Below are 25744 nucleotides of genomic sequence, written 5' to 3'. Positions count from 1 at the left end.
GTAACCCGACGAGTTGACCTGTCGTCGAGTGAACGGCACATGTTTTCCGGGGGATTGACGGCCAGAACGGTCCGTGCCACCTTCTGCTCACACACCTGACCACTTGACCAATTGGTCAACCACGCAGCGAGGTGCCCGTGAAGATCCGTCCCCTCAGCAGAACCACCGCCCTCGCGGTGGCCGTCGCGCTCGCCGCCACGGCCTGTAGCGGCTCGGACGACCCGAAGGCCGTCGGAGGGCCGGAGAAGGTCACCGTCTGGATCATGAAGGACAGCGTCACCGATGCCTTCCTCGACCGCTTCCGCGCCGGCTTCGAGGCGGAGCACGAGGACATCGACCTCGACATCCAGATCCAGGAGTGGGACGGCATCGGCGAGAAGGTCACGGCCGCCCTCGCCAGCAAGGACGCCCCCGACGTCATCGAGGTCGGCAACACCCAGGTCGCCCAGTACGCCGCCAGCGGCGGTGTGCGCGACCTCAGCGACAAGGTCGCCGAACTGGGCGGCGCCGACTGGCTGCCCGGACTCGCCGAGCCCGGGAAGATCGACGGCAAGCAGTACGGCGTCCCCTGGTACGGGGCCAGCCGCGTCGTGATCTACCACAAGGACCTCTTCGCCGCGGCCGGCGTCACCCCGCCGAAGACCCAGGACGAATGGCTCGCCGCCACCGCGAAGCTCAACAAGGGCGGGACCCAGGGCATCTACCTCCCCGGCCAGAACTGGTACACCCTCTCCGGCTTCGTCTGGGAGGCCGGCGGCGACCTCGCCGTCCGGGACGGCGACAAGTGGAAGGGCGCGCTCGACACCCCGCAGGCCCTCGCCGGCATGGACTTCTACCGGAAGCTCCAGGCCCTCGGCAAGGGACCCAAGGACGCCGACGAGTCCAAGCCCCCGCAGGCCGAGGTCTTCGCCAAGGGCGACGTCGCCCAGATCGTCGCCGTCCCCGGCGGCGCGAAGATCGTCGAGGAGATCAACCCCGCCCTCAAGGGCAAGCTGGCCTTCTTCCCCATCCCCGGCCGCACGGCCGGCAAGCCCGGCGCGGTCTTCACCGGCGGCTCCGACTTCATCGTCCCCGAGGCCTCCACCCACCCCGACGCCGCCTACCGGGTGGTCAAGGCGCTGGCGGGCGAGAAGTGGCAGACGGACATGGCCAGGACGATGAGCTACGTCCCCAACCGCACCTCCCTCGCCCGGGTCGTCCAGGACGACGAGGGCACGGCCGTCATGGCCGCCGGCTCCGCACAGGGCCGGGCGACCCCCAACTCCCCGCAGTGGGCGGCCGTCGAGGCCACCAACCCGATCAAGCAGTACATGACCGCCGTCCTCACCGGCACCGACCCCGCCGCCGCGGCGCGCACCGCGTCCGAGAGCATCACGAGGACCCTCGGCCCGTGAGACGCCCCCGCGGGCCGGCCCTGTGGCCCTACCTCCTCGTCGCCCCGACCGTCCTCGGCGGAGCGCTCCTCCTCGGCTACCCCCTCGTCCGCAACCTGCTGATCTCCTTCCAGGAGTACGGCATGGGGGAACTCATCCGCGGCGGCGCCGGGTTCACGGGGCTCGACAACTACCGGACCGTCCTGGCCGACCCCGTGTTCTGGGAGGTCGTTCGGCGCACCCTCTGGTGGACCCTGGTCAACGTCGTCCTGATCATGGTGATCGGCACCCTGGTCGCCCTGATGATGCAGCGGCTCGGCCGGCTCATGCGGATCCTGGTGACCAGCGGCCTCGTCCTCGCCTGGGCCAGCCCGGTCATCGCCACCACGACCGTCTTCCAGTGGCTCTTCGCCTCCCGCCTGGGCGTGGTCAACTGGGTGCTCGTCCGGCTCGGGTTCGAGTCCTTCGAGGGCTACTCGTGGCTGGCCGACGGCCCCGCCGCCTTCACCGTCCTGGTCCTGCTCGTGGTCTGGCAGTCGGTCCCCTTCGTCGCCATCACCCTGCACTCGGCGCTCCTGACCGTCCCCGCCGAGCTGTACGAGTCGGCCCGGCTCGACGGGGCCGGCGCCGGACGGATCTTCCGCTCGGTCACCCTGCCCATCCTGCGGCCGGTCTTCGGCCTGGTCCTCTGCCTCGAAGTCATCTGGGTCTTCCGCTGCTTCGCCCAGATCTGGGCCGTCACCAAGGGTGGCCCCGGCGAGGCGACGACCACCCTGCCGGTCTACGCCTACCGGGTGGCGCAGTCCCTGCACCGCTACGACCTCGGGGCGGCCGTCTCCACCCTCACCGTCCTCATCCTCGTGACCGTCCTGATCGCCTACTTCCGCCAGCTGCTCCGACAGGAGGCCGACCGGTGACCCCCGCACGCCCCGCTCCGGGGGGACACCGGCCGGCGGCCCCGCGCGCCCTGCGGCGGCTCCCCCTGAACACCGCCGCCGTGATCGTCTTCCTCCTGGCCGTCTTCCCGGTGTACTGGATGGTCCTCACCGCCTTCCGGCCCACCCGCGACATCCAGTCCGAGACCCCCGGCTTCCTGCCCGTCTCCGTCACCCTGGAGCACTTCGAACACGCCGTCGCGGCGGACGGCTTCTGGATCTTCTGGCGCAACAGCCTCCTCGTGACCGCCGGTTGCGTCCTGCTCGCCCTGGTCGTGGCCCTCGCCGCCGCCTTCGCCGTCGCCCGGATGCGCTGGCGCGGCCGACGCGCCTTCCTCCTCATGGTGTTCATCGCCCAGATGGCCCCCTGGGAGGCGCTGCTGATCCCGATGTACGTCATCGCCCGGGACGCCGGCCTGCTCGACCGGCTCGTGACCCTCAGCCTGATCTACTTCATGATCACCCTGCCCTTCACCGTCGTCACCCTCCGCTCCTTCCTGGCCGCCGTCCCGGCCGAGCTGGAGGAGGCCGCGCAGGTCGACGGCTGCACCCGGGCCGCCGCCTTCCGCCGGGTGACCCTCCCGCTGCTCGCCCCCGGCCTCCTCGCGACCTCGCTCTTCGGATTCATCACCGCCTGGAACGAGTTCGCCTTCGCCAACATGCTCATCATCAAGAACCAGGACGACCGCACCCTGCCCGTGTGGCTCTCCTCCTTCTCCAACGTCTTCGGCACCGACTGGGGCGCCACCATGGCCGCCTCCACGCTCTTCGCCCTGCCCGTCCTCGTCCTCTTCCTGGTCCTGCAGGGCCGGGTCGCCGCCGGAATGACCGGCGGAGCCGTGAAGGGATAACGCACCGCGATGCCCCCGCCCCGTCTCGTCCCCGAACCCACCCACCTCTCGCCGCTGCCCGGCCGCTTCACCTTCGACGCCGCGACCGCGCTCAGGGTCACCCCCGGCGCCGAGGGCGCCGCCCGGCTGCTGCGCACCCTGCTCGGCCCGGCCACCGGCCTGCCGCTGCCCGCCCGCCCGGACGGCGCCGTCGTCCTGGCCCTCGACCCCGCCCTCACCGGCCTCGGCGAGGAGGGCTACGGCCTCACCGTCGGCGCCGAGGGCGTCCTGCTCCGGGCCGCCCGCCCCCAGGGCCTCCTCGCCGGCGTCCAGACGCTCCGCCAGCTCCTGCCCGTCGAAGCGCTCGCCGGAGAACCCGTCGGCGGCGTCGCGTGGACCGTGCCCTGCGTGCAGATCACCGACACCCCCCGCTTCCCCTGGCGCGGCTCCATGCTCGACGTCGCCCGCCGCTTCCGCCCCGTCTCCTACCTGCGCCGGTACGTCGACCTCCTCGCCCTCCACAAGCTCAACGTCCTCCACCTCCACCTCACCGACGACCAGGGCTGGCGCATGCCGGTCGCCGCCCTGCCCCGCCTCACCGAGATCGGCGGAGCGCCCCACGGCGGCGCCTACACCCGCGCCGAACTCACCGGTCTGGTCGCGTACGCGGCGGAGCGCGGCATCACCGTCGTGCCCGAGATCGAGATGCCCGGCCACGTCCGCGCCGCCCTCGCCGCCCACCCCGAGCTCGGCAACACCCCGGGCCGCAGCTACGACGTGTGGGACCGGTGGGGCGTGTGCGACACCATCCTCGGCGTCCACGACACGGCCCTGGACTTCTGCCGCACGGTCCTGGACGAGGTGATGGACGTCTTCCCCTCCCCGTACGTCCACATCGGCGGCGAGGAGTGCCCCACCACCGAGTGGCACACCTCCCCGGACGCGCTCCGGCGGGTCGCCGAGGAGGGCCTCCCCGGACCCGACGCCCTGCACGGCTGGTTCATGGAGCAGGTCGGGAGCCACCTCCTGCGGGCCGGCCGCCGGCCGCTCAGCTGGACCGAGAACGGCGCCGACCTGCCCCCGTACTTCACCGTCATGCCCTGGCGCGACTCCGACCACGGCCGCACCGCCGTCCGCCGCGGCCACCAGGTCGTCATGGCGCCCCACCGCACCACCTACCTCGACTACCCCCAGTCCGCCAGCCCCGCCGAGCCGCCCGGCCAGGCCGGCGAGGTCGTCGACCTGCGGACCGTCCACGGCAACGACCCGGCCCCGGCCGACTGGAGCCCCGAGGAGGCCGCCCGGGTCCTCGGCTCCCAGGTCCAGCTGTGGACCGAGTACGTCCCCACCGCCGCGCACGCCGAGTACCTCACCTTCCCCCGGCTCTGCGCCCTCGCGGAGGTCGTCTGGACCGGCCGCCACGACTGGACCGGCTTCCAGGAGCGCCTGCGCCACCACAGGACCCGGCTCGACGCCCTCGGGGTGCCGCGCCGTCTCTCCACCGCAACCCCCGTCCCCCACCTCTGAGGAGAGGAACCCCATGAGCGACCAGACCAGGACGCGCACCACGCGCCTCCGTGCCGCGCTCGCCGTCGCCGCGGTGACCGGGCTCGGCGCCACCGCCCTCACCGTCCTCCCGGCGGCCGCCGCCGGCGAGGCCGTCACCGTCCAGTACCGCCAGAGCGCCACCGGCAGCGACCAGGTCGAGCCCTGGCTCAAGGTGGTCAACACCGGGACGACCGGCGTGCCGCTGAGCCAGGTCAAGGTGCGCTACTACTTCAAGGCCGACGCGGGAGCCTCGTACACCTACGCCTGCTCCTGGGCCGTGAAGGGCTGCGCGAACATCACCGGCACCTTCGGCACCCTGGCCCACCCCACCGCGACCGCCGACCGCTACCTGGAGGTCGGCTTCACCGCGGGCGCCGGCACCCTCGCCCCCGGCGCGGACACCGGCGACATGCAGCTGCGCTTCCACCGCTCCAACTGGCAGCCGCTGAACCAGGGCGACGACTACTCCTTCGGCCCGGCGCAGACCGCCTACGCCAACTGGGCCAAGGTCACCGCCACCGTCGGCGGCGTCCCGGTCTGGGGCACCGCCCCGGCCGGCAACGACCCCACCCCGACGCCCACGCCGACCGACCCGACCACCCCGCCGCCCACCGGGGCCGCCCTCTTCGACGACTTCGACTACACCGGGCACACCGACCCGGCGATCAACTCGCACGGCTGGAGCGTCCGCTCCAACTCCGGCGGCCCCGGCGTGCCCGGCGCCACCTGGGCCCCCGAGAACGTCACCTTCGCCAAGGAGGGCACGAACTCGATCATGAACCTGCGGTCCTCCACCGCCGGGACCGGCGAGTCCACCCGGCACACCGAGGTCCTGACGAAGGCGACGAAGTTCAAGAACGGCACCTACGCGGCCCGGGTCCGCTTCTCCGACGCCCCGGTGTCGGGCCCCGACGGCGACCGGGTCGTCCAGACCTTCTTCACCATCAACGACCTCAAGGCCCCGATGGCCGACGACTACGCCGAGTACGACTTCGAGTACCTGCCCAACGGCGGCTGGGGCGAGCCCGGCAACATCCTCTACACCACCTCGTGGGAGACCTACCGGCCCGACCCCTGGGAGGCCGTCAACCAGCACTCCGAGGTCCGGGCGAGCTACGCGGGCTGGCACGACCTCGTCCTGACCATCGACGCCAACACCATCGTCTACTACGTCGACGGCCAGGAGTTCGGCCGGCACGACGCCCGCTACCTGCCCGAGCGCCCGATGTCGATCAACTTCAACCAGTGGCTGATCGACCTGGCGGGCCAGACCTCCACGACGCCGCGCTCCTACGACCAGAAGGTCGACTACGTCCTGCACGTCAAGGACCAGGTCCTGACCCCGGCCCAGGTGGCCGCCAAGGTCGCCGCCTACCGCTCGGCGGGCACCGCCTTCGTGGACACCGTCCCCGCGTCGTAACCGGTACGCCCCCGTCCCCGCCCCGCCGCACGCGCGTGCGGCGGGGCGAGGACGTCCTCACCCGTACGGCCCCTTCCGTCTCGCCCGCCCCACCACCCCGCGGGAGGGTCGACACCGGGGCCGCGCCCGCGCGACCGCCCGCGCCGCGTCCGTCCACCGAGACCGGAGGTCAGTCCGTGCCGGCAACGAAGAACTCCAAGGTCCACCTGGTCGGCGGCGGCATCGCCTCGCTCGCCGCGGCCGCCTTCCTCGTCCGGGACGCGGGCGTGCCCGGCGAGAACGTGCGCGTCCTGGAGCAGCTGCCGGTCGCGGGCGGCTCGCTGGACGGCGCCCCCGCCCCGACGCGCGACGGCGGACACGTCACCCGGGGCGTCCGGATGTTCGACGACGAGCACTCCGTGTGCCTGTGGAACCTCCTGGAGACGATCCCGACCCTGGACGACCCGGCGGTCTCCGTCCGGCAGGAGACGCGCGCCTTCTCCGTCGAGCACCCCACGTACGCCAGGGCCCGGCTCATCAACGGCGACCGCACGATCGCCGACGCCTCGCGGCTCGGCCTCGACGCCCGCGACCGCGCCGACATGACCCGGCTGCTCGCCCTGCCCGAGCGGCTGATCGGGGCCCGGAGCATCGACGACTTCTTCCAGCCGCACTTCTTCACCACCCACTTCTGGTGCCTGTGGCGCACGACCTTCGCCTTCCAGGCCTGGCACTCGGCCGTCGAGCTCAAGCGGTACCTCCTCGCCTTCGTCCAGGAGTTCGACCGCCTCCCCACCCTGTCCGGGGTCCGGCGCAGCAGGTACAACCCGTACGACTCCGTCGTCCGCCCCCTCCAGGAGTGGCTCACCGCCCGGGGCGTGCGCACCGACTTCGGGGTCACCGTCGCCGACGCCGACTTCTCCGGGCCCGCCGCCCGCCGCCTCTCCCGCCTGCACCTGCGGCGCGGCGGCGCGGAGGCCGGGACGATCGAACTGGGCGAGGACGACTACGCCTTCCTCACCCTCGGCTCGACCACCGCCGACACCACCTACGGCGACGGCACCACCGTCCCCGAACTGGTCCGCGACAAGCGGGACGGCTCCTGGCGCCTGTGGGAGTCGATCGCCAAGAACGCCCCCGACTTCGGACGCCCCACCGCCTTCTGCGGGAACATCGACGAGACCAGGGGCGAGTCCTTCACCCTCACCACGACCGGCCGGACCCTCCTGGACCGCATCCAGGAGTACACCGGCAACGCCCCCGGCGAGGGCGCCCTGATGACCTGGAAGGACTCCCGCTGGCTCCTCTCGGTCGTGGTGCCGGCCCAGCCCCACTTCCGCGACCAGGCGGAGGACACGTACACGCTGTGGGGGTACGCGCTGTCCGGCGACGTCCCCGGCGACCACGTGCCGAAGAGGATGGACGACTGCACCGGCGCCGAGGTCCTCGACGAACTCCTCGGCCACCTCGGCTTCGACGACATCGCCGACGAGGTCCGGGAGACCACCCGGGTCACCACCGTCCGGATGCCCTACGCCGACGCCCAGTTCCAGCGCCGCGCCCCCTCCGACCGCCCCCTCGTCGTCCCGGACGGCGCACGGAACTTCGCCTTCCTCGGCCAGTTCGTCGAGATCCCCGAGGACGTCGTCTCCACCGCCGAGTACGCGGTCCGCTCCGCCATGCTCGCCGTCCACCACCACTTCGACGTAGACAGGGAGATCCCCCCGATGTACCACGGCCTCTCCGACCCGAAGGTCGCCTGGTCCGCGCTGCGAACCGTCCTGGCCTGACGTGCGCCCCGGACCGACACGGAGGAGGGACGCGTGAACGCGGACCCCGGACGGCCCGCCCGTCCCGGCACCCCGGACCAGTGGGACGAGGCGGTCCTGGACGCCATCTTCACCCAGTCCGACATCGGTCTCCACGTCCTCGACACGGAGCTGCGCGTCGTCCGCGTCAACACGGTCGCCGTCGGCGTCCGCGGCCTCCCGGCCGAGCGGATCGTCGGCCTGCCCGCCAGGGAGGCGTACGCCCCCCTCGGGGTGGACGTCGACGAGGAGATCCTGCGGGAGGTCCTCACCACCGGCCGCCCGAGGCTCGACCACCTCGTCAGGGGACACCCGTTCACCGACCCGCGCAGCGAGTACGTCTTCTCCCTCTCCACCCACCGTCTCCTGGACGACCGGGGAGGGGTCCTGGGCGTGGTCGTCACCAGCACGGACGTCACCGCACGCGAACGGGCACAGGCCCGCCTCCGGTTGCTGCACGACGCCCACGAACGGATCGGCTCCAGCCTGGACGTGGAGCGCACGGCCCGGGAACTGGTCGACGTCGCGGTGCCGCGGTTCGCCGACTCGGTGGTCGTCGCCCTCACCGACGCCGTACTGCGGGGGAGGGAGCCCGGCCTCCGGTCCCACGACCCGGCCCCCCTGCTGCGCTGCACCGCGACCGGCGGGCCGGAGACCGGCCCCCGCGTCCCGACGGCCGGCGCCCTCCTGCTCCCCGGGATCTTCGGAGAGGTGCTGCCGACCGAACCCCGCCTGTCTCCCCCCGAGGAGGGCGCCCCCGGCGGCACCCGGCTCGTGGCCCCGCTCCTCGTCCGGGGACAGGTCTTCGGGGCCGTCGTCTTCCAGCGCGCGGAAGGGGCCGCGCCGTACGAGGAGGACGACCTCGAACTGGCCGAGGGCATCGCCACCCGCACGGCCACCTGTCTGGAGAACGCCCTGCGGTTCACCCGCGAGCACATCGTCATGACGGCGCTCCAGAGCTGGCCGCTGCGCCAGGAGGAGGCCACCCAGAAGGCCGTCGACGTCGCCCGGCGCAACCAGCCCGACGGCAGCGGCGTCGGCTCCTGGTACGACGTCATCCCCCTGTCGGGTGCCCGGGTGGCGCTCGTCGTCGGCCAGGTCGACCGCGCCGGGCTCAGCGCCGTCGCCACCATGAGCCGGCTGCGGACCGCCGTCTACAGCCTGACCACCCTCGACCTCGACCCGCACGAACTGCTCGCCCGCCTCCACGCCACGACCCTCCGGCTCGCCGGGGAGCAGGAGAGCGGACCCGGCGGAGACGGCGCGACGGCGAGCTGCACGGTCGCCGTCCACGACCCGGTCGGCGGACGGCTCGACATCGCCCGCGCCGGCACCTCGCTGTTCGCCGTCGTCCGCCCCGACGGATCGGTCGAGACCCGGCCGGTCGACGACGGCCCGCTCCTCGGCGCGGAGGGTCCGCCCTTCGCCTGCGCCTCGCTGGTCCTCCCCGAGGGCAGCACCCTCTGCATGGCGCCGGGCCGGGGCGACACGCGGACCGAGGACCTGGTGAACGCCCTCGCGCACCCGGGGCGTTCCCCGGAGGCGATGGCGGACGACGTCGCCCGGCTCCTCGCCCCCGACCGCGTCCTGCTCCTCGTCCGCACCCGGTACCTGACGCCGAACGAACTGGCCGAGTGGAGCGTCCCCTTCGACTTCTCCGCCGTCGGCATCGCGCGCGGGCACGTCGAGGAACAGCTCCGCGACTGGAACCACCCCGCCGACCCGTTCACGGCGACGCTCGTCGTCAGCGAACTCGTCACCAACGCCATCCGCTACGGCGCCGCCCCGATCACCCTGCGGCTCCTCACCGACTCCACCACGCTGATCTGCGAGATCAGCGACGCCGGCCAGGCCGCCCCCCACCTGCGCCACGCCAAGGCCGTCGACGAGGGCGGCCGCGGACTGCTCATCTGCGCCACCCTCGCGGAGAACTGGGGCACCCGCTACACGGCCGAGGGCAAGACGGTGTGGGCCGAGATCGAGGCGGACGGCTGAGGAGGACCGGGCGACCCGACGGCACCGGGACGGACACGGAACGTCTCGTACCGGATCGGCTCGGGCAGGAAGGGGTGAAGGACACCGTTCCACCGCCCGCCTGGGACGACGAGCCCGCGATACGGGCCCTGCGCGACCGGCTCGTCCTCGACGGCCTCCTGGGCGACGGAGGGTGCCCCGCCGGTGTGCTCCGCCGGTCGCCGACCGTCCGGCGCGGACTGGCCGCCCGCAACCGCCACGACACCGTCGTGCGGCCATGGAGGGCTGTGACCGGGCGGCGCTCCCCGGACCTCTCCGGGAAGTCCGTTACGGGACAGGTCAGTTGCCGCCCGACGGCAGGTTCTCCTTGATCTTGGCGATGGCGAAGCCCCAGCCCTGGGAGACGGTCGGCTTGCCGGGGACGGCGACCTCCTCGGGATTGGTCAGGACATCGAGGAGGACCGGACCCGGGGTGTCGAAGGCCCGGCGCACGGCGTCGTCCAGGTCCGCCGGGTCGGTGACCCGGATGCCGGTCAGACCCACGGCCTCGGCAACGGCGGCGAAGTCGGGGTTGTCGAGGACGGTGCCGAACTCGGGCAGGCCCGCCTGCTCCTGTTCGAGCTTGACCATGCCGAGGCGGCGGTTGTCGAAGACGACGAGCTTGACCGGGAGCCGCTCGGAGCGGAGCGTCATGAGGTCGCCCAGGAGCATGCTCAGACCGCCGTCGCCGCAGAACGCCACGACCTGGCGGTCCCGGTCCCAGAGCTGGGCGCCGAGGGCCTGGGGCATGGCGTTGGCCATGGAGCCCAGGTTGTAGGAGCCGAGCAGCCGGCGGGTGCCCCGCATGCGCACGAAGCGCGAGAGCCAGACGGTGGCCATGCCGGTGTCGGAGGTGAAGACCGCGTCCTCGGCCGCGTGCCGGTCCACGGCCGCGGCGAGCGCCTCGGGCCGGATCTCGTGGTCCCGGTTGTCGAACATCGCCCGCACCCGCCCCACCAGCCGCTCGTCGTGGCCCGGGTGGGCGAGGGAGGCCTGCTCCTCCTCCCACTTCAGGAACCGCTCGCGGGCGTCGTCGAGGTGCGCGCGGTCCTCGACCGGCGCGAGCAGCGGCAGCAGGCCCCGCAGCGTGGCCCCGACGTCCCCGGCGAGCCCGACGTCCACCGGCACCCGGCGCCCCAGGCGCTCCTCCCGCAGGTCGATCTGCACGACCCGGCAGTCCTCCGGGTACCAGTCGCGGTACGGGAAGTCGGTGCCGAGCATGAGCAGGGTGTCGCAGGCGTCCAGGGCGTGGGCGGCGGCCGGGTTGCCGATCAGGCCCGTCTGGCCGACCTCGTAGGGGTTGTCCGCCTCGAAGCCCTCCTTGGCCTTGAGGGTGAGCACCATCGGGGCCGAGAGGTGTTCGGCGAGGCGCAGCACCTCCTCGCGGGCGCCCTGCGCGCCGCGTCCGACCAGCAGGGTGACCCGGGAGCCCTCGTCGATCAGCCCGGCGGCCTCGGCCAGGGCCGGGTCGTCGGGGCGGGTCACGGCCGGGCGGGGGAGCGCGAACCGTACGGGGCGGTCGTCCTCGACCTTCCGGTCCCCGAGGTCTCCCGGCACCGTGAGGACCGCCACGCCGCCGCGGGTCACGGCCGCCCGGACCGCGGACTCCAGGAGCCTCGGCATCTGCTCGGGGGAGGTGACGGTGGCCCGGTAGACGGCCACGTCACGGAACAGCAGGTCGTTGTCCACCTCCTGGAAGTAGTCGCCGCCGACCTCGGACAGCGGGACCTGGCCGCAGATCGCGAGGACCGGGGCACCGCTCTTGGCGGCGTCGTACAGCCCGTTGAGGAGGTGGACCGAGCCCGGTCCCACGGTGCCCATGCAGACGCCGAGCCGGCCCGACAGCTGGGCCCGCGCCCCGGCGGCGAAGGCGGCGGCCTCCTCGTGCCGGCAGCCGACCCAGTCGACGCCGTCCGTGGTGCGGATGGCGTCGGTGAGCGGGTTGAGGGCGTCACCGACCACGCCGAAGACGTGGCCGACACCGAGGTCGGCGAGGGCGTCGACGATCACCTTGGCGACGGTACGTGTCACGGGATGTCCTTTCGCGGGGGCAGGGGGTTCACCGTCCCGCCTGCCCGCGAGGACGCGACCGATGCGGGGGCCGTCCGGGAACGGTCCGTCCGCACCGTCGCGCGCCGGGGGCCGTCGGCGTCGCCGCCCGGCCCGGGTGGAGGACCCCGACCGACCCCGCCCCCCAAGCCCGGTGCCCTTCGACCCGTTTGGGGGGGCGAAGGCCCGGTAACGCGGAAGGGGAGAGAGCCGCGGCCCCGCCCTCCGCACCGCACCCGTGGCCGGCCCGCGGGGAGAAGAGCAGCAGGAGCAGCGGCGACGGGTCGCGCCGCCGCTGCTCCGACCCACCGGGAGGAGCAGCAATGAGCACGTACGTCTACGGAATCGCCCCCGCCGACCGGGAACTCCCCGACGCCATCGAGGGCATCGGGGACCCGCCGCTGCCCGTGCGCGCCGTGCGCGGCGGCGACCTGGTGGCCCTGTGCAGCGACGCCCCGCCGGAGCCGAAGGCGGAGCGCCGCGACCTCCTCGCGCACCAGCACGTCGTGATCGAGGCCGCCAAGGACGGCCCGGTCCTGCCCCTGCGGTTCGGCGGGATCTCCCCCGACGACGCGACGGTCGCCGCGATCCTGGAGCAGCACCACGACCTCTACGTGGAGCGGCTGGAGGCGCTGGCGGGCAAGGACGAGTTCAACCTCAAGGTGCACCACGACGAGGAGGCGGTGCTCCACGCGGTGCTCGCCGACGACCCGGAGCTGGTGGCCCGGCACGCCGCCGACCGCACACCGGACGAGGGGAGCCACGGGGAGCGGACCCCCTTCGGCGAGCTGGTCGCCCGGGCCGTCGCCGACCGCGAGAGGGCCGACGTCGCCCTCGTCGAGCGGACCCTCTCCCCCTACGCGGCGGCGACGGTGCACGGCCCGCGGGAGGCCGGCCGCCTCGCCAACCTGTCCTTCCTCGTGGAACGCGAGCGGCGGGACGAGTTCCTGGAGGCCGTACGCGCCCTCCACCGGGAACACGAGCACCTGCGGGAACAGGTGACCGGGCCGCTGCCCCCGTACAGCTTCGTCCAGGCGGGCTGATCCCGTGGGACCGCTCACCGGGACCCGACCGGGAGGACCCGCTCCCGGACCGTCCGGAGGAGAGGCGGGAGCCGTGGACGGCGAACCGCTGCTGTACGTGTACGCCGTCGTCCGGTCCGCCGACCTGGACGGGCCGCCCGTCGACCCCCCGCCCGACGTGACCCTGGGCGGGGGGCTCACGACCGTCGAGCACCGGGGCCTCACCGCCGTCGTCGAACCGGTCCCGGCGGCCGACTTCGCCGAGGCGCCGCTGCGCGAACGGCTGGAGGACCTGGACTGGCTCGCGGCCATGGCCAGGGCCCACCACGGCGTGGTGGCCGCGGCGGGCCGGCGGACCACCACCGTCCCCCTGGGGCTCGCGACCGTCCGCCGCGGCGTGCCGGGCGTGCGCCGCCTCCTCGAAGAGGGGGAGAGCGGCCTGTCGGAGGCCCTCGGCCGGCTGACGGGCGCCCACGAGTGGGGGATCGGGCTGTACGTGGACGAGACGCCCGGGAGGCCGGGGAGCGCCGGCGGCCCTCCCCCCGACGGCAGGGCCGACACGGCCTCCCGTATCGCCCGGGAGCTGCACGAGACGCTCGCTCGCGCGGCGGCGGAAGCGGTCCTGCGCCCGCCCCGGGGGACGCACCTGTCCCGGACGCCCGGCCGGAACGTGCTCAACGCCGTGTACCTCGTCCCCGACGGGGGGCAGCGGGACTTCCTCGACGCGGTCCCCGGACCCGACGAGGCCCCGGAGGGAATGCGCGTGGAGGTCTCCGGGCCCTGGCTGCCCTATTCCTTCGCCCGGACCGCACCCGACGGCAATCCGGAATGGTGAACGTCCGCCGGGAAAGGCCCTCGGACTCACGAACTCCCGCGAAGAAGGGTTTGTTCCGGCCAGGTCCGGCTACACGAAGCACATGAGCGCATCGGAGAACAACAACGAGAGCCGGTCCCGGTGGAGCGGTCCGCACACCGCTTCCGACGGCACCGGGAACGGCGGCGGGACGGGCCGCGGCCCGGCCGCGGCCGGGAAGGCGGCGAAGGGCTCCGGGGAGACCGGAGACGCGGTGGGCGGAACGCTGGCCATGCTGCCCGCGCCCCTCGCGGAGAAGACCCTCGCGGCCGTCCACGCCGTCCGGGGCACCGGCGGTCTCGTCTGGACCGCCGTGCGCACCCGCAAGGCGCTCGCGAGCGGCACCGCCGCCGTCGGCGCGGCCGCGCTCACCGGCGCGTACGCCCTGGGACGCCGGACGGGAACGCGCTCGCGCGGCCCGCTCACCCGGCTCACCGGCGGCCGCATCTGATGCGCGCCGAGGGACGACCCCGGGCCCCCCGGCCGTCCCTCCCCTCGACTTTTTGACAGCTTGTGCAACGCCCCGGATTCGATTTCCCGACCACCGGAAATGAAGATCCGAATTCCCCGGGAACGTGACGGGAAGTTCCACGGAACGGGAAATCGGGTGCGGGGTACATGATAATTCGGAGGTTGTAGAAATGGTTCCCCTTCTTCTGGTCCTGCTGCTCGCGCTGATCCTCTTCGGCGCCGGTTTCGCCGTGAAGGCCCTCTGGTGGGTGGCCGTGATCGTGCTCGTCCTGTGGCTGCTGGGCTTCGTGGCCCGCCCGAAGGGCGGCTCGGGCCGCTGGTACCGCTGGTAGTCCACGCCCACCGGCACCGACCGCGCCCGCCACCGACACCGGTGGCGGGCGCGGTCGCGTCACGTCCCCTCCGTACCCGGCCGGCGGGCTCCTCCGGCCGACCCCCGGACACGACAGAACCCGGCACGTCCCTCCAGAGGGAACGTGCCGGGTTCTGGCGTACGGAATCAGGCCATCAGGACCGAGTCGTCCTCGGGGCGCGCGCCGGGCAGGCGGTGACGCGCGGCGATCAGCGCCGTGTCCACGTCACGCGTGCCGGTGGAGACGCACAGCGTGTACGCGATGTCGTCCATCCGCCGGCGCACCTCGGGGCTTCCGTTCTCCGCGTGCAGCACCCTCAGCGTCTCGTACTGCTCGATCAGGTTGCTCAACACCGCGGGATGGGCCATCAACACAGTGGGTCTCCCCTCGCCGTCAGGGCGCGGACCGCCCGGTTCGATGCGCCGCTTACCCCGGCCCCCGCGTTGTATGCGGCGCACGGTGGCGAGTACAGGACACCCCGTGACCCGTACGCCCCTTCCGCGACGGTCCGTTCCGGCCGCTCGATCCCCCACCGCCCTCCTCGTGACGATCACGGGGGAGTAGGGTCGTCGTTTATTGTCGTATGACAACGGTCGAGGTCGGAGTCGTACCGGGAGAGCGGCGGCCCGCCCTGCGGCCGTGGCCGTGCTCAGGACCGCTGTGGTGCCTGGCGAGCGAACGAGGATGAGGCATGTCTGAGACGACGATCGAAGGCTCCTCGGCCGTACGGCGGCCGGGACCGGCCGCCGTGGGAGAGGCGGAGCTGCGCCAGCTCCTGGCCGGCCTCACCGCCGTGCGCGACGGAGACTTCGGCACCCGTCTGCCCGACGAGGCGGGCGGACTCATGGGCGAGATCTCCAGCGTCTTCAACGGCATGGTCGACCAGCTCTCCCTCTTCACCTCCGAGGTGACGCGCGTCGCCCGCGAGGTCGGCACGGAGGGCACCCTGGGAGGCCAGGCCGAGGTCCCCGGCGTCTCCGGCACCTGGGCCGACCTCACCGACTCCGTCAACGCGATGGCGGGCAACCTCACCACCCAGGTCCGTGACATCGCTCACGTCGCCACCGCCGTCGCCAAGGGCGACCTCTCCCAGAAGATCGACGTCGACGCCCGCGGCGAGATCCTGGAGCTCAAGAACACCATCAACACGATGGTCGACCAGCTCTCCTCCTTCGCCGACGAGGTCACCCGCATGGCCCGCGACGTCGGCACCGAGGGCATCCTCGGTGGCCAGGCGGACGTGAAGGGCGTCTCCGGCACCTGGCGCGACCTCACCGACTCCGTCAACTCCATGGCGTCCAACCTCACCGGTCAGGTGCGCTCCATCGCGCACGTCGCCACCGCCGTGGCCAGGGGCGACCTGTCGAAGAAGGTCGACGTCGACGCCCGCGGCGAGATCCGGGAGCTGAAGAACACCATCAACACGATGGTCGACCAGCTCTCGGCGTTCGCCGACGAGGTGACGCGCGTCGCCCGGGAGGTCGGCACCGAGGGCAACCTGGGCGGCCAGGCCACCGTGCGGGGCGCTTCGGGCACCTGGAAGGACCTCACCGACAACGTCAACGTGATGGCGTCCAACCTCACCGGCCAGGTGCGCTCCATCGCCCAGGTCGCCACCGCCGTGGCCCGCGGAGACCTCTCCCGCCGGATCACCGTGGAGGCCAAGGGCGAGGTCGCCGCGCTCGCCGACACCATCAACACCATGGTGGACACCCTGTCGGCGTTCGCCGACGAGGTGACGCGCGTCGCCCGCGAGGTCGGCACCGAGGGCCGCCTCGGCGGCCAGGCCCGGGTGCCGAACGTGGCCGGCACCTGGAAGGACCTCACCGACAACGTCAACTCGATGGCGAACAACCTCACCGGTCAGGTCCGCAACATCGCCCAGGTCACCACCGCCGTCGCCAACGGCGACCTGTCGAAGAAGATCGACGTCGACGCCCAGGGCGAGATCCTGGAGCTGAAGACCACCATCAACACCATGGTCGACCAGCTGTCCTCCTTCGCCGCCGAGGTCACCCGCGTCGCCCGCGAGGTCGGCAGCGAGGGCCGCCTCGGCGGCCAGGCCGAGGTCGAGGGCGTCTCCGGCACCTGGAAGCGCCTGACCGAGAACGTCAACGAGCTGGCCGGGAACCTCACCCGCCAGGTCCGCGCCATCGCCGAGGTGGCGAGCGCGGTCGCCGAGGGCGACCTGACCCGCTCCATCACCGTCGACGCCTCCGGCGAGGTGGCCGAGCTCAAGGACAACATCAACGCGATGGTCGGCTCGCTGCGCGAGACCACCCGCGCCAACCAGGAACAGGACTGGCTCAAGTCCAGCCTCGCCCGCATCTCCGAGCTGATGCAGGGCCACCGCGACCTCGCCGTCGTCGCCGAACTCGTCATGGACGAGCTCACCCCGCTCGTGGCCGCCCAGTACGGCGCGTTCTACCTCGCCGAGGACGGCACGCAGGGCGTCGAGCTCAAGCTCGTCGGCTCCTACGGGCGCCCCGCCGACAGCCGCGAGCGCTTCCGCCTCGGCGAGTCCCTCGTCGGACAGGCCGCCCGCAGCCGCCGCACCATCGCCGCCGAGAACGTGCCCGGCGACTACGTGTACATCTCCTCCGGCCTCGGCCAGGCCTCGGGAGGCAGCCTGATCGTGCTGCCGATCGTCGTCGAGGACCAGGTCCTCGGCGTCATCGAACTGGTCTCCTTCACCCCCTTCACCTCCGTGCACCGGGACTTCCTGGAGCAGCTCATGGAGACGGTGGGCGTCAACCTCAGCACGATCGTCGCCAACGCCCGCACCGACGAACTCCTGGAGGAGTCCCAGCGGCTCGCCGACGAACTGCGGGCCCGCTCCGAGGAGCTCCAGGTCCAGCAGGAGGAGCTCCAGCGCTCCAACGCCGAACTGGAGGAGAAGGCGGCCCTGCTCGCCTCGCAGAACCGCGACATCGAGGCCAAGAACCTCCAGATCGAGCAGGCCCGGCAGGAGCTGGAGGACCGCGCCCAGCAGCTCTCGCTCGCCTCCAAGTACAAGTCCGAGTTCCTGGCCAACATGAGCCACGAGCTGCGCACCCCGCTCAACAGCCTGCTCATCCTCGCCCAGCTCCTCGCCCAGAACCCGACCCGCAACCTCACGGCCAAGCAGGTCGAGTACGCCGGCATCATCCACTCCGCCGGATCCGACCTGCTCCAGCTGATCAACGACATCCTCGACCTGTCCAAGGTGGAGGCCGGGAAGATGGACCTCAACCCGGAGCGGGTGGCGCTGCGCCGCCTCCTCGACTACGTCGAGGCGACGTTCCGGCCGCTCACCACGCAGAAGAGCCTCACCTTCACCGTCGCCACCGCCGCGGGCGTGCCCGTGGACCTCGTCACCGACGACTCCCGGCTGCGGCAGGTGCTGCGCAACCTGCTCTCCAACGCCGTCAAGTTCACCGAGCGCGGCAGCGTCGAGCTGTGCATCGAGCCGGCCGCGGACGACGAACTGCCCGGCACGGTCCACCGCGGCGGCCCCGTCGTCGCCTTCCGGGTCAAGGACACCGGCATCGGCATCGCCGCCCAGCACCTGGACGCCATCTTCGGCGCCTTCCAGCAGGCGGACGGCACGACCAACCGGAAGTACGGCGGCACCGGCCTCGGCCTGTCCATCAGCCGCGAGATCGCCTACCTGCTCGGCGGCGCCCTCACGGTCGCCAGCCGGCCCGGCGAGGGCAGCACCTTCACCCTCTACCTGCCCGTCGCCCGGGCCGACTTCAAGGAGCAGTCCGCCCACGTCCCGGCCCTCCGGCCCGAGGAGCGCGAGGAGACCGCGGAGCTCTCCGACGCCCCCGTACCCCGCCCGGCCCTGCCCGCCGCCCCGCCGGCCCGGCAGACCCGGCGCCTCCTCGTGATCGAGGAGCGCCCGCGCGGGCTGCTCTCGCTCGTCGCCGAGAACGCCGTCGTGGAGCTGGCCGACGGCCGCGACCGCGCCGACCGGGAGGACATCGAGCTGATCACGGCCGTGGGCCCCCAGGAGGCCGCGACCGCCCTCGCCACCCAGCCGTTCCACTGCGTCGTCCTCGAAGTCGACATGGCCGACGGCGAGGCCCTGCAGTTCCTGGACGCCATGGACGGCGACGAGGCCCTGCGCACCGTCCCCGTCCTCGCCCACAACAACCGCAGGCTCACCGCCGAGCACGAGCGGGCCCTCCAGACCCGCGCCCGGCTGCGCCCGCTGGAGCTGCTCTCCAGCCTCGACGAACTGCGCGAGCGGATCGCCCTGCACCTGTCCGCGGACCAGCCGGGCGACGTCGTGCCCCTGATGCGCGGCGAGCACCGGCCCCCGGCGCCGCAGACCATCGACGCCACCCTGCACGGCCGCACGGTCCTGGTGGTCGACGACGACGCCCGCAACCTCTACGCCCTGAGCGGCATCCTGGAGCTGCACGGCATCAAGGTCCTGCACGCCGAGAACGGCCGCAAGGGGATCGAGGCGCTCGCCGCGCACCCCGACATCGACCTGGTCCTGATGGACGTCATGATGCCCGAGATGGACGGCTACACCGCCACCTCCAAGATCCGGCAGATGCCCGCCCACGCCGCGCTGCCCGTCATCGCGGTCACCGCCAAGGCCATGCCGGGGGACCGCGAGAAGAGCCTCGCCTCGGGCGCCAGCGACTACGTGACCAAGCCGGTCGACGCCGACGACCTCATCACCTGCATCCGCCGGTGGCTGAACGACGGATAGACCACGGGCCCCGGCCCTCCCCCTCCGGCACCTCTTTCCGTACGTTCCGTTCCGTCCGTCCGCGGCCCCGGCCGCCGTCCCCGAGGAGTCCGCGTCATGAGTGCTCCCCACCGCCACGGCGGATACCCCGCCGTCGGTCCCCAAGGGGACGGCGCTCCGACACCGGCCGGCCCCGTCGTGCCCGCTCCCTCCCCGGAGGAGGAGCGGCACCGGCCGGACGACCGCTCCACCGTGGGCCGGCTGGCCGAGACGGTGGAGCGGCTGCGCGGGGAGGTGCGCGCCGCGCACGCCGCGGCCGAGGGACGCGCCCTGATCGAGCTCGCCAAGGGCGTCATCGTCGAGCGGCTCGGCTGCGGCCCGGCCCAGGCCGCGAAGCAGCTCGCCGAACTGGCCGGCCAGGCCGGGCTCTCCCAGCTGGAACTGGCCGCGGACATCATCAACCAGGCCGCCCACGACCAGGTCGCCGAGGTCGCCGACGACTTCGTCAGGACCGTACGGCGGCCGGACGGCCCGAAGCCGGACGCCGGGGCCGGCGGGGCGGACGCCGAGGCCGGCGGGGCGGACTTCGGGGCCGGCGGGTCGGTCGCCGTACGCCTGCGCACGGCCGAGAGCGCCGCGCTCAACGCCGGGGACAGCCAGGCCGTCGCCGAGTCCCTCCTCGAACACGCCCTCGCCCCCCTGGGCGCCGTCGCCGTCGCCATCTGGACCACCGGCCCCGACGCCTCCCTGACCCTCTGCGGCCACGCGGGCTTCGGCGCCGACGAGCCCGCCCGCTGGCGCTACGTGCCGCCCGGCGTGGCCACCGTGGCCCGGGAGGCCCTCACCGCCCGCCGGACCGTCCGGTTCCCCACGCTCGGATCCGTCGGCATCCCCTCGATCGGCCACGCGCGCCACCCCGACGGCGGCCGGGTGGCGGTGCCCGCCGGCACCGGCGGACGGATCCACGGCGTCCTGGAGATCTGCTGGCCCCGGCCGCTGGAACCCCAGCCGCAGGCGGTGGAGCGCCAGATCGAGGCCCTGGCCGAACTGTGCGCCCACACCCTGGAGACCCTCCCCGTGCAGCCGGTGCGGACGCGGGCGCTCTCGGACGGGGCCGCCGGGGCGTCGGAGCTCGTGGAGCTCGCCGACGGCCTCTACGACCCCGCCCTGGTCCTGACCCCCCACCTGGACGACGAGGGGCGCCTGCGGGACTTCCGCATCCGCCACGCCAACGAGCACTTCCAGGACCCGGCGGGCCGCTCGCGCGGCGCCGTCGACGGAGCCCTGCTCCTGGAGGCGTACCCCGCGACGGCCGGCGAGAGCGAACTCTTCGAGCGGATCGAGCGGGTCTACGCCACCGGGGAGCCCTTCCGCGCCCGGCGGACCCGGCTGACCGCCCTCGTGGACCAGGTGCCGCTCGCCTCCGTCGCCGACCTCAGCATCAGCCGGCACGGCGACGGCGTGCTCCTCATCTGGCGCATCGAGGACGAGACCGCCCGGCTCGCCAGCCTCCTCCAGCACGCCCAGCGCCTCGGCCGCATCGGCGGCTTCGAGGAGGACGTCCTGACCGGAGAGATCACCTGGAACGGGCAGCTCTTCGACCTCTTCGGGCGGGACATCACCGAGGGGACGGTCTCCCTGCGCGACCTCACCGCCCACGCCCACCCCGACGACGAGGTCGCCATCGGCCGCTTCCTCCATGCCGTGCTGCACCAGCGGCGGGCGAGCTCGACGGCCTTCCGCATGCTGCGCCGGGACGGTGTGACCCGCCACATCCGGGTGATCGCCGAGCCCTCCCTCGACGCCGACGAGCGGCTCCTCGCCGTGCGGGGCGCCTACCAGGACATCTCCGCCCAGCACTGGACCGAGGTCGCCCTGGCGGCCACCCGCGACCAACTCGCCGTGACCGAACAGGAGTCGGCGGAACGCAATCGGCTGGCCCTCCAGCTCCAGCACGCCATCATGCCGCCGACCAGGGCCCCGCTCGACGCCCAGGGCCTCGACGTCGCCGTCCGCTACCGGCCGGCCGAGACCGAGTCCCTGGTCGGCGGCGACTGGTACGACGCCGTCGTCCTGCCGTCCAAGAAGATCCTGCTGTGCGTCGGGGACATCGCCGGGCACGGCATCGAGGCCGCCACCGGCATGGTCGTCCTGCGCAACGCCCTGCGCGGCCTCGCCGTGACCGGGGCGGGCCCGGGACAGCTGCTGTCCTGGCTGAACAACGTGGCCCACCACCTCACCGCCCAGGTCACGGCCACCGCCGTCTGCGGCGTCTTCGACCCCGCGAACCGCACCCTGCGCTGGGCCAGGGCGGGACACCTCCCGCCCGTGCTCGTGCGGGGCGACCGGGCCAGCACGCTGCCGCTGCTCCAGGGACTGCTGCTCGGGGCCCTCGCCGAGGCCGAGTACGAGGAGGCGGAGATCCAGCTGGAGGCCGAGGACACCGTCCTGATGTACACCGACGGCCTCGTCGAGCGGCGGGACACCTCCGTGCACGACTCCCTGGACCAGCTGCTCGCCGCGGCCCGGACCCCGGCCGACGGCCTCGAACGGCGCCTCGACCTGCTGCTCACGCACAGCAAGTCCGACACCGACGACGACACGTGCCTGATCGGTGTGCGCGTCACCTGACCGCACGCCCGACCGACCATCACCCCATCCGTGGAAAGCAGGGAGCATGCCCGAGCGAGAAGTGAACCTGGACATCGAAGTGGAGATCCGCGACGCCGACACGGCGGTCGTCACCGTGGGGGGCGAGCTCGACATCGAGACGGCCACCCTGCTCCACCACCACCTGGCCAACCAGTTCCTGCACGGCCGCCGCCACCTCGTCCTGGACCTCTCCGCCCTGGACTTCATGGACTCGTCCGGCCTGAACGTCCTGATCAGGGCGGGACGGGACGCGCGGGAGTCCGGGGGCGACCTCCACCTCGCCGCGCCGACCCCGGCCGTGCGCCGCATCCTGGAGATCACGGGCCTGACGATGACGACGCCCCTGCACACCGACGTGGCGGACGCGCTCGTCGCGGCCGGGCACGAGAACTAGAGAGCCGGACGAAGGACGGTGCGGACCCCGCGGGAGCGGAACCGCGCCCGGGCGGAGACGAGAAGGAGAAGCCGGAACACGTGGACGAGATCACCGGTGTCGAACAGGCACTGCGCCGGGCCGCCCCGCACCTGCTGGTGGGCGTCGTGGCGGACGCCCTGCGCAAGCAGTGCGGAGCGCTGCGGGTGGAGCTCCGGCTCGCCGACTACGCGCTGCGGTCGCTCCAACTCGTCGAGCGCGTGCCCCACACGACCCCGCCGGTCCTCATCCACGACAGCCCGCAGGGACGCGCCTTCGGCGCCCAGGAGCCGTACGTCACCCATGACGCCGACGCCGTCTCCGTCCACCAGCCGGTCACCATCCGGGGGGACCGGATGGGCGTCCTCACCGTCGCCCTGCCGGCGGGCATCGACCTCGTGCCCCTGCTGCCCGAGCTGCGGCACGTCTGCGAGGCGCTCGGCCACGAGATCCTGGTGGCGGAGCGGGACACGGACCTGTACGACCTCGCGCGGCGGGCCAGCCGGCTGACGCTGGCGGCCGAGATGCAGTGGCACCTCCTGCCGGGCCGCTCCTGCGTCCGTTCCGAGTTCGCCCTCGGCGCGCACCTGGAACCGGCCTACGCGATCTTCGGGGACAACTACGACTGGTCGGCCTCCGCCGACCACCTGACCCTGACGGTCACCAACGGCATGGGGGAGGGCATCGAGGCCGCCCTCCTGACGAACCTCGCCCTCAACGCGCTCCGCAACGCCCGCCGCGCCGGCCTCGGCCTCGTGGACCAGGCGGCCCTGGCGGACCAGGCCGTGTACGCGCAGTACCACGGCGACGCCTTCGTCTCGGTGCTCCTGCTGCGTTTCGACCTCGCCACGGGCGAGGTGGAGGCCGTGGACGCCGGATCGCCCCGCCTGTGGCGCCTGCGGGACCGCTCCGTCGAACCCGTCTCGTTCGAGGCCCAGCTGCCCCTGGGCATGTTCGAGGACACCGTCTACACCCCGCAGCGCCTCACGGTCCGCCCGGGGGACCGACTGCTGTTCGGCAGCGACGGGGTGTACGACGCGGCCTCCCCCGACGGGGAGAGCTACGGCGACCGGGCGCTGGCCCGCGCGCTCATCGCCACGAAGCTGCTCCCGCCCGCCCAGGTCCCGGGCGCGGTCCTGCGGGAACTCGCCGCGTACCACGGCGACGCACCCCTGGAGGACGACGCGCTCGTCGTCTGCCTCGACTGGTACGGACGGCAGGGCGGGCACGAGTCGGGGCCCGGTCCCGGTCTCTCCGCCCCCGGCCTCCCCGGGCCCGGCTCGTAGCGGCCCGGGGCTCCGGGAGCCGCCGGCGCCCGGCCCGTCCCCGCGCACTCGTCCGTATGCCCGGTGTCAACAGTTGCCGTGCGGCAACTGTATCCTTGGGGCAATACCTGGCTCGTGTCCGGGAGGGACACGTCGTATGCGGGCAGAGGGTGACAAGTGGGACATGGGGCACGTGACCGGACGGCGCGCACGCCGCGCGGGGGTCAGGCGGACCGGACGTCCTTGAGCGGCGCGCCCCGGCGCACCGGGGGCGCCGAAGGTCTCTCCTTGTCCAGCGCGTCCTGGAAGCCCGTCAGGCCCCGCAGCAGCGCCTTGCGGCTCGTCGGGGTCATGTCGGAGATGACGGCGAGCAGGGCCTCCTCCCGCTGGACCCGCAGGTCCCGCAGATACGCCTTGCCGCGGACGGTCAGGTGCAGTTCGAGCTGCCGGCGGCTGACGGGGCTGGGCAGCCGCTGCACGAATCCCAGCGCCTCCAGGCGGTCGCACATACGGCTCACCGAGGGCGGCGCGGAACCGAGCAGTTCCCCCAGGGCCCGGAGGTTGATGCCCTCCTCGCGGTCGAGGCTGTAGAGCACGCGGAGCTGAGTCGCCGACACCGGTGTCGGCGACACCATGTCCCGGCCGCGCTCCCACAGCACCTCCAGAAGCTCGATGAGCTCCCGGGCGGCCTGTGCCGTCTCCTGCGGCTCCCGAGGGGACGGGGCGGGGTTCGTGTCCATGGCTACCGACACTCCTCATGCGTCCGGGGCCGAAGGCGTCGGCCTCGCGACGCGCCGGTCATCTCCACATCTCTCCAGAAGGCGGTACGGGCTCGGTGGACCGACACGTGACAGTGGAACGCGCTCTGCGCGGGGCGCCGCCACACAGCCTCCTGGACTCCCTCCGTGTCGATCTGGCACGGCGGTTCGCCGTGCTCTCCGCCGACCTCCTGCTCGTCGACTACGGGCTCACGTCGCTGCGTCCCGTCGAGCCCGTGCAGGCGCCGGCCGTGGTGCGGCACGTGGCCGTGGGGTCGGGGCCCGCGGGTCGAGCTCTTTCCACACAGCAACCATATCTTTTCGGTGGTGACGGGCCCACGGCGACCGCTTGCCTTCCTGTGACGGTTCGTGGCGAACGGTGTGGCGTCCTGGTGGTGGTCCTGCCCCCGGACCTGGCCACTCCCGCGGTGACCGAGGAACTCGCCGACATCGCCGAGACACTGGGACACGCCCTGCGCGTCGCCGACCGCCACACCGACCTGTACCGCCGGACGCGCAGGGCGCACCCCCTCAGCGTCCCGGCGGAGATGCAGTGGGGCGTGCTCCCCGGGCAGGCGTGCACGGGCGCGGAGTTCGACCTGCACGCCTACTGGGAGCCCTCCTACACCTCGGGCGGACACGTCCTGGACTGGTGCGTGACCGAGGAGGAGCTCACCCTGGTCGTCGCCAACGGCACCGGACCCGACGCCCCGTCCGCCCTGCTGAGCAACCTCGCCCTGAACGCCATCCGCAACGCCCGGCGCGCCGGGCTCGACCTGGTCGGCCAGGCCAGCCTCACCGACCAGGCGCTCTACGGACAGCACCGGGGCGAGCGGTCCCTCTCCGCCCTCCTGCTGAGCTTCGCCCGCGCCACCGGCGAGGTGCGGGTCGTCGACGCGGGCTCGCCCACGGTCTGGCGGGGCCGCGGCGCGGTGACCGAGCGGATCCACCTGGAGCGCCAGCTCCCCCTCGGCATGTTCGAGGACACCGTCTACGCCACCCAGCGCCTCCGCGTCCTCCCCGGCGACCGCCTGGTCTTCGTCGCCTGCGACCGGGGCGACCCCCCGCCGGGCGCCGGCGACGCGGCCCTCGACCGCCCGGTGGGCCGCGCGATCGAGCGGACCCGCGGCACGACCTGCGCGGACACCCCCCGGGCCGTCGTCCGGACGCTGCGCGAAGAGGCCCCCGGGGGAGTGCCGGACGACGTTCTCGTACTCTGTCTGGACTGGCACGGCCGCCACCCCGTGGAGCGGCGCCCGGCCACCGGCGAGGACCACGCGGGCCTTCCCGGCCCTCCCGCCGCGTGAACGCGGTCG

The 25744-nt window shown here is 73.2% G+C and carries 19 protein-coding genes; 16 read left to right on the top strand and 3 right to left on the bottom strand.

The features are described 5' to 3' along the window. Positions 1 to 137 precede the first annotated feature (137 nt). The 7 genes from ADL08_RS17320 to ADL08_RS17290 all read left to right on the top strand — a co-directional run bounded on the left by ADL08_RS17320 (position 138) and on the right by ADL08_RS17290 (position 9888). A complete protein-coding gene (locus ADL08_RS17320) occupies positions 138 to 1394 on the top strand; it encodes an extracellular solute-binding protein (protein WP_053643888.1) in 1257 nt (418 codons plus the stop codon). After that, the gene (locus tag ADL08_RS17315; RefSeq protein ID WP_234352164.1) at positions 1391 to 2290 is read left to right on the top strand and encodes a carbohydrate ABC transporter permease; all 900 of its coding nucleotides are present in this window, start codon (positions 1391 to 1393) and stop codon (positions 2288 to 2290) included. Before ADL08_RS17320 ends, ADL08_RS17315 begins: the two co-directional genes overlap by 4 nt. A gap of 119 nt (positions 2291 to 2409) precedes the next feature. Continuing rightward, positions 2410 to 3159, top strand: coding sequence for a carbohydrate ABC transporter permease (locus ADL08_RS17310; protein ID WP_324610444.1), 750 nt, complete (start codon positions 2410 to 2412; stop codon positions 3157 to 3159). Between the two features lie 9 nt (positions 3160 to 3168). Continuing rightward, complete coding sequence (locus ADL08_RS17305) at positions 3169 to 4665, top strand: beta-N-acetylhexosaminidase (protein ID WP_053643884.1); 1497 nt, start codon at positions 3169 to 3171, stop codon at positions 4663 to 4665. Positions 4666 to 4678: 13 nt separating this feature from the next. Further along, positions 4679 to 6106, top strand: coding sequence for a cellulose binding domain-containing protein (locus tag ADL08_RS17300; protein ID WP_053643882.1), 1428 nt, complete (start codon positions 4679 to 4681; stop codon positions 6104 to 6106). A gap of 176 nt (positions 6107 to 6282) precedes the next feature. Beyond that, positions 6283 to 7875 carry an oleate hydratase gene (locus tag ADL08_RS17295; protein ID WP_053643880.1) on the top strand — a complete coding sequence of 531 codons (1593 nt, stop codon included), beginning with the start codon at positions 6283 to 6285 and terminating at the stop codon, positions 7873 to 7875. Positions 7876 to 7908: 33 nt separating this feature from the next. Beyond that, complete coding sequence (locus ADL08_RS17290; RefSeq protein WP_053643878.1) at positions 7909 to 9888, top strand: SpoIIE family protein phosphatase; 1980 nt, start codon at positions 7909 to 7911, stop codon at positions 9886 to 9888. A gap of 318 nt (positions 9889 to 10206) precedes the next feature. Here ADL08_RS17290 and ADL08_RS17285 read toward each other — a convergent pair whose 3' ends face one another. Next, a complete protein-coding gene (locus ADL08_RS17285; protein WP_053643876.1) occupies positions 10207 to 11937 on the bottom strand; it encodes a thiamine pyrophosphate-dependent enzyme in 1731 nt (576 codons plus the stop codon). Between the two features lie 341 nt (positions 11938 to 12278). On the opposite strand from ADL08_RS17285, the gene ADL08_RS17280 reads away from it, so the two are divergent. The 4 genes from ADL08_RS17280 to ADL08_RS17265 all read left to right on the top strand — a co-directional run bounded on the left by ADL08_RS17280 (position 12279) and on the right by ADL08_RS17265 (position 14633). After that, positions 12279 to 12998 (top strand): GvpL/GvpF family gas vesicle protein, encoded by a 720-nt coding sequence (locus ADL08_RS17280; RefSeq protein WP_053643874.1) that lies wholly within the window; start codon positions 12279 to 12281, stop codon positions 12996 to 12998. Between the two features lie 73 nt (positions 12999 to 13071). Further along, on the top strand, positions 13072 to 13812 hold the full coding sequence (locus ADL08_RS17275) for a GvpL/GvpF family gas vesicle protein (protein ID WP_053643872.1): 741 nt from the start codon (positions 13072 to 13074) through the stop codon (positions 13810 to 13812). 82 nt (positions 13813 to 13894) lie between these two features. Then, on the top strand, positions 13895 to 14281 hold the full coding sequence (locus ADL08_RS17270) for a hypothetical protein (protein ID WP_053643870.1): 387 nt from the start codon (positions 13895 to 13897) through the stop codon (positions 14279 to 14281). Positions 14282 to 14471: 190 nt separating this feature from the next. Further along, positions 14472 to 14633 carry a DUF5670 family protein gene (locus tag ADL08_RS17265; protein ID WP_053643868.1) on the top strand — a complete coding sequence of 54 codons (162 nt, stop codon included), beginning with the start codon at positions 14472 to 14474 and terminating at the stop codon, positions 14631 to 14633. Between the two features lie 167 nt (positions 14634 to 14800). Here ADL08_RS17265 and ADL08_RS17260 read toward each other — a convergent pair whose 3' ends face one another. Then, the gene (locus ADL08_RS17260; protein WP_053643866.1) at positions 14801 to 15028 is read right to left on the bottom strand and encodes a DUF5133 domain-containing protein; all 228 of its coding nucleotides are present in this window, start codon (positions 15026 to 15028) and stop codon (positions 14801 to 14803) included. A 317-nt stretch (positions 15029 to 15345) separates the two neighbouring features. Between ADL08_RS17260 and ADL08_RS17255 the strand changes: the two genes are divergently transcribed. The 4 genes from ADL08_RS17255 (at position 15346) to ADL08_RS17240 (ending at position 23691) form a co-directional block, all read left to right on the top strand. Beyond that, positions 15346 to 19362, top strand: a complete 4017-nt coding sequence (locus tag ADL08_RS17255) for a HAMP domain-containing protein (RefSeq protein ID WP_053643864.1) — start codon at positions 15346 to 15348, stop codon at positions 19360 to 19362. Positions 19363 to 19458: 96 nt separating this feature from the next. Then, positions 19459 to 21972, top strand: a complete 2514-nt coding sequence (locus ADL08_RS17250; RefSeq protein WP_078968285.1) for a SpoIIE family protein phosphatase — start codon at positions 19459 to 19461, stop codon at positions 21970 to 21972. A 46-nt stretch (positions 21973 to 22018) separates the two neighbouring features. Continuing rightward, positions 22019 to 22387, top strand: coding sequence for an STAS domain-containing protein (locus tag ADL08_RS17245; RefSeq protein ID WP_053643860.1), 369 nt, complete (start codon positions 22019 to 22021; stop codon positions 22385 to 22387). An 80-nt stretch (positions 22388 to 22467) separates the two neighbouring features. After that, positions 22468 to 23691 (top strand): PP2C family protein-serine/threonine phosphatase, encoded by a 1224-nt coding sequence (locus tag ADL08_RS17240; RefSeq protein ID WP_053643858.1) that lies wholly within the window; start codon positions 22468 to 22470, stop codon positions 23689 to 23691. 203 nt (positions 23692 to 23894) lie between these two features. Here the strand turns inward: ADL08_RS17240 and ADL08_RS17235 are convergent, their stop codons facing one another. Continuing rightward, entirely contained in the window at positions 23895 to 24410 is a 516-nt protein-coding gene (locus ADL08_RS17235) for a MarR family transcriptional regulator (RefSeq protein WP_053643856.1), read from the bottom strand. A gap of 410 nt (positions 24411 to 24820) precedes the next feature. Here ADL08_RS17235 and ADL08_RS17225 point away from each other — a divergent pair, with 410 nt between their 5' ends. Further along, a complete protein-coding gene (locus ADL08_RS17225) occupies positions 24821 to 25735 on the top strand; it encodes a PP2C family protein-serine/threonine phosphatase (RefSeq protein ID WP_053643852.1) in 915 nt (304 codons plus the stop codon). The last annotated feature ends 9 nt before the right edge of the window (positions 25736 to 25744 follow it).

Source organism: Streptomyces sp. NRRL F-6492, from assembly GCF_001280125.1.
Classification (GTDB): Bacteria; Actinomycetota; Actinomycetes; order Streptomycetales; family Streptomycetaceae; genus Streptomyces.
The sequence above is the reverse complement of the archived record's forward strand: the minus strand, read 5'-3'. Positions and strand labels throughout refer to the sequence as shown.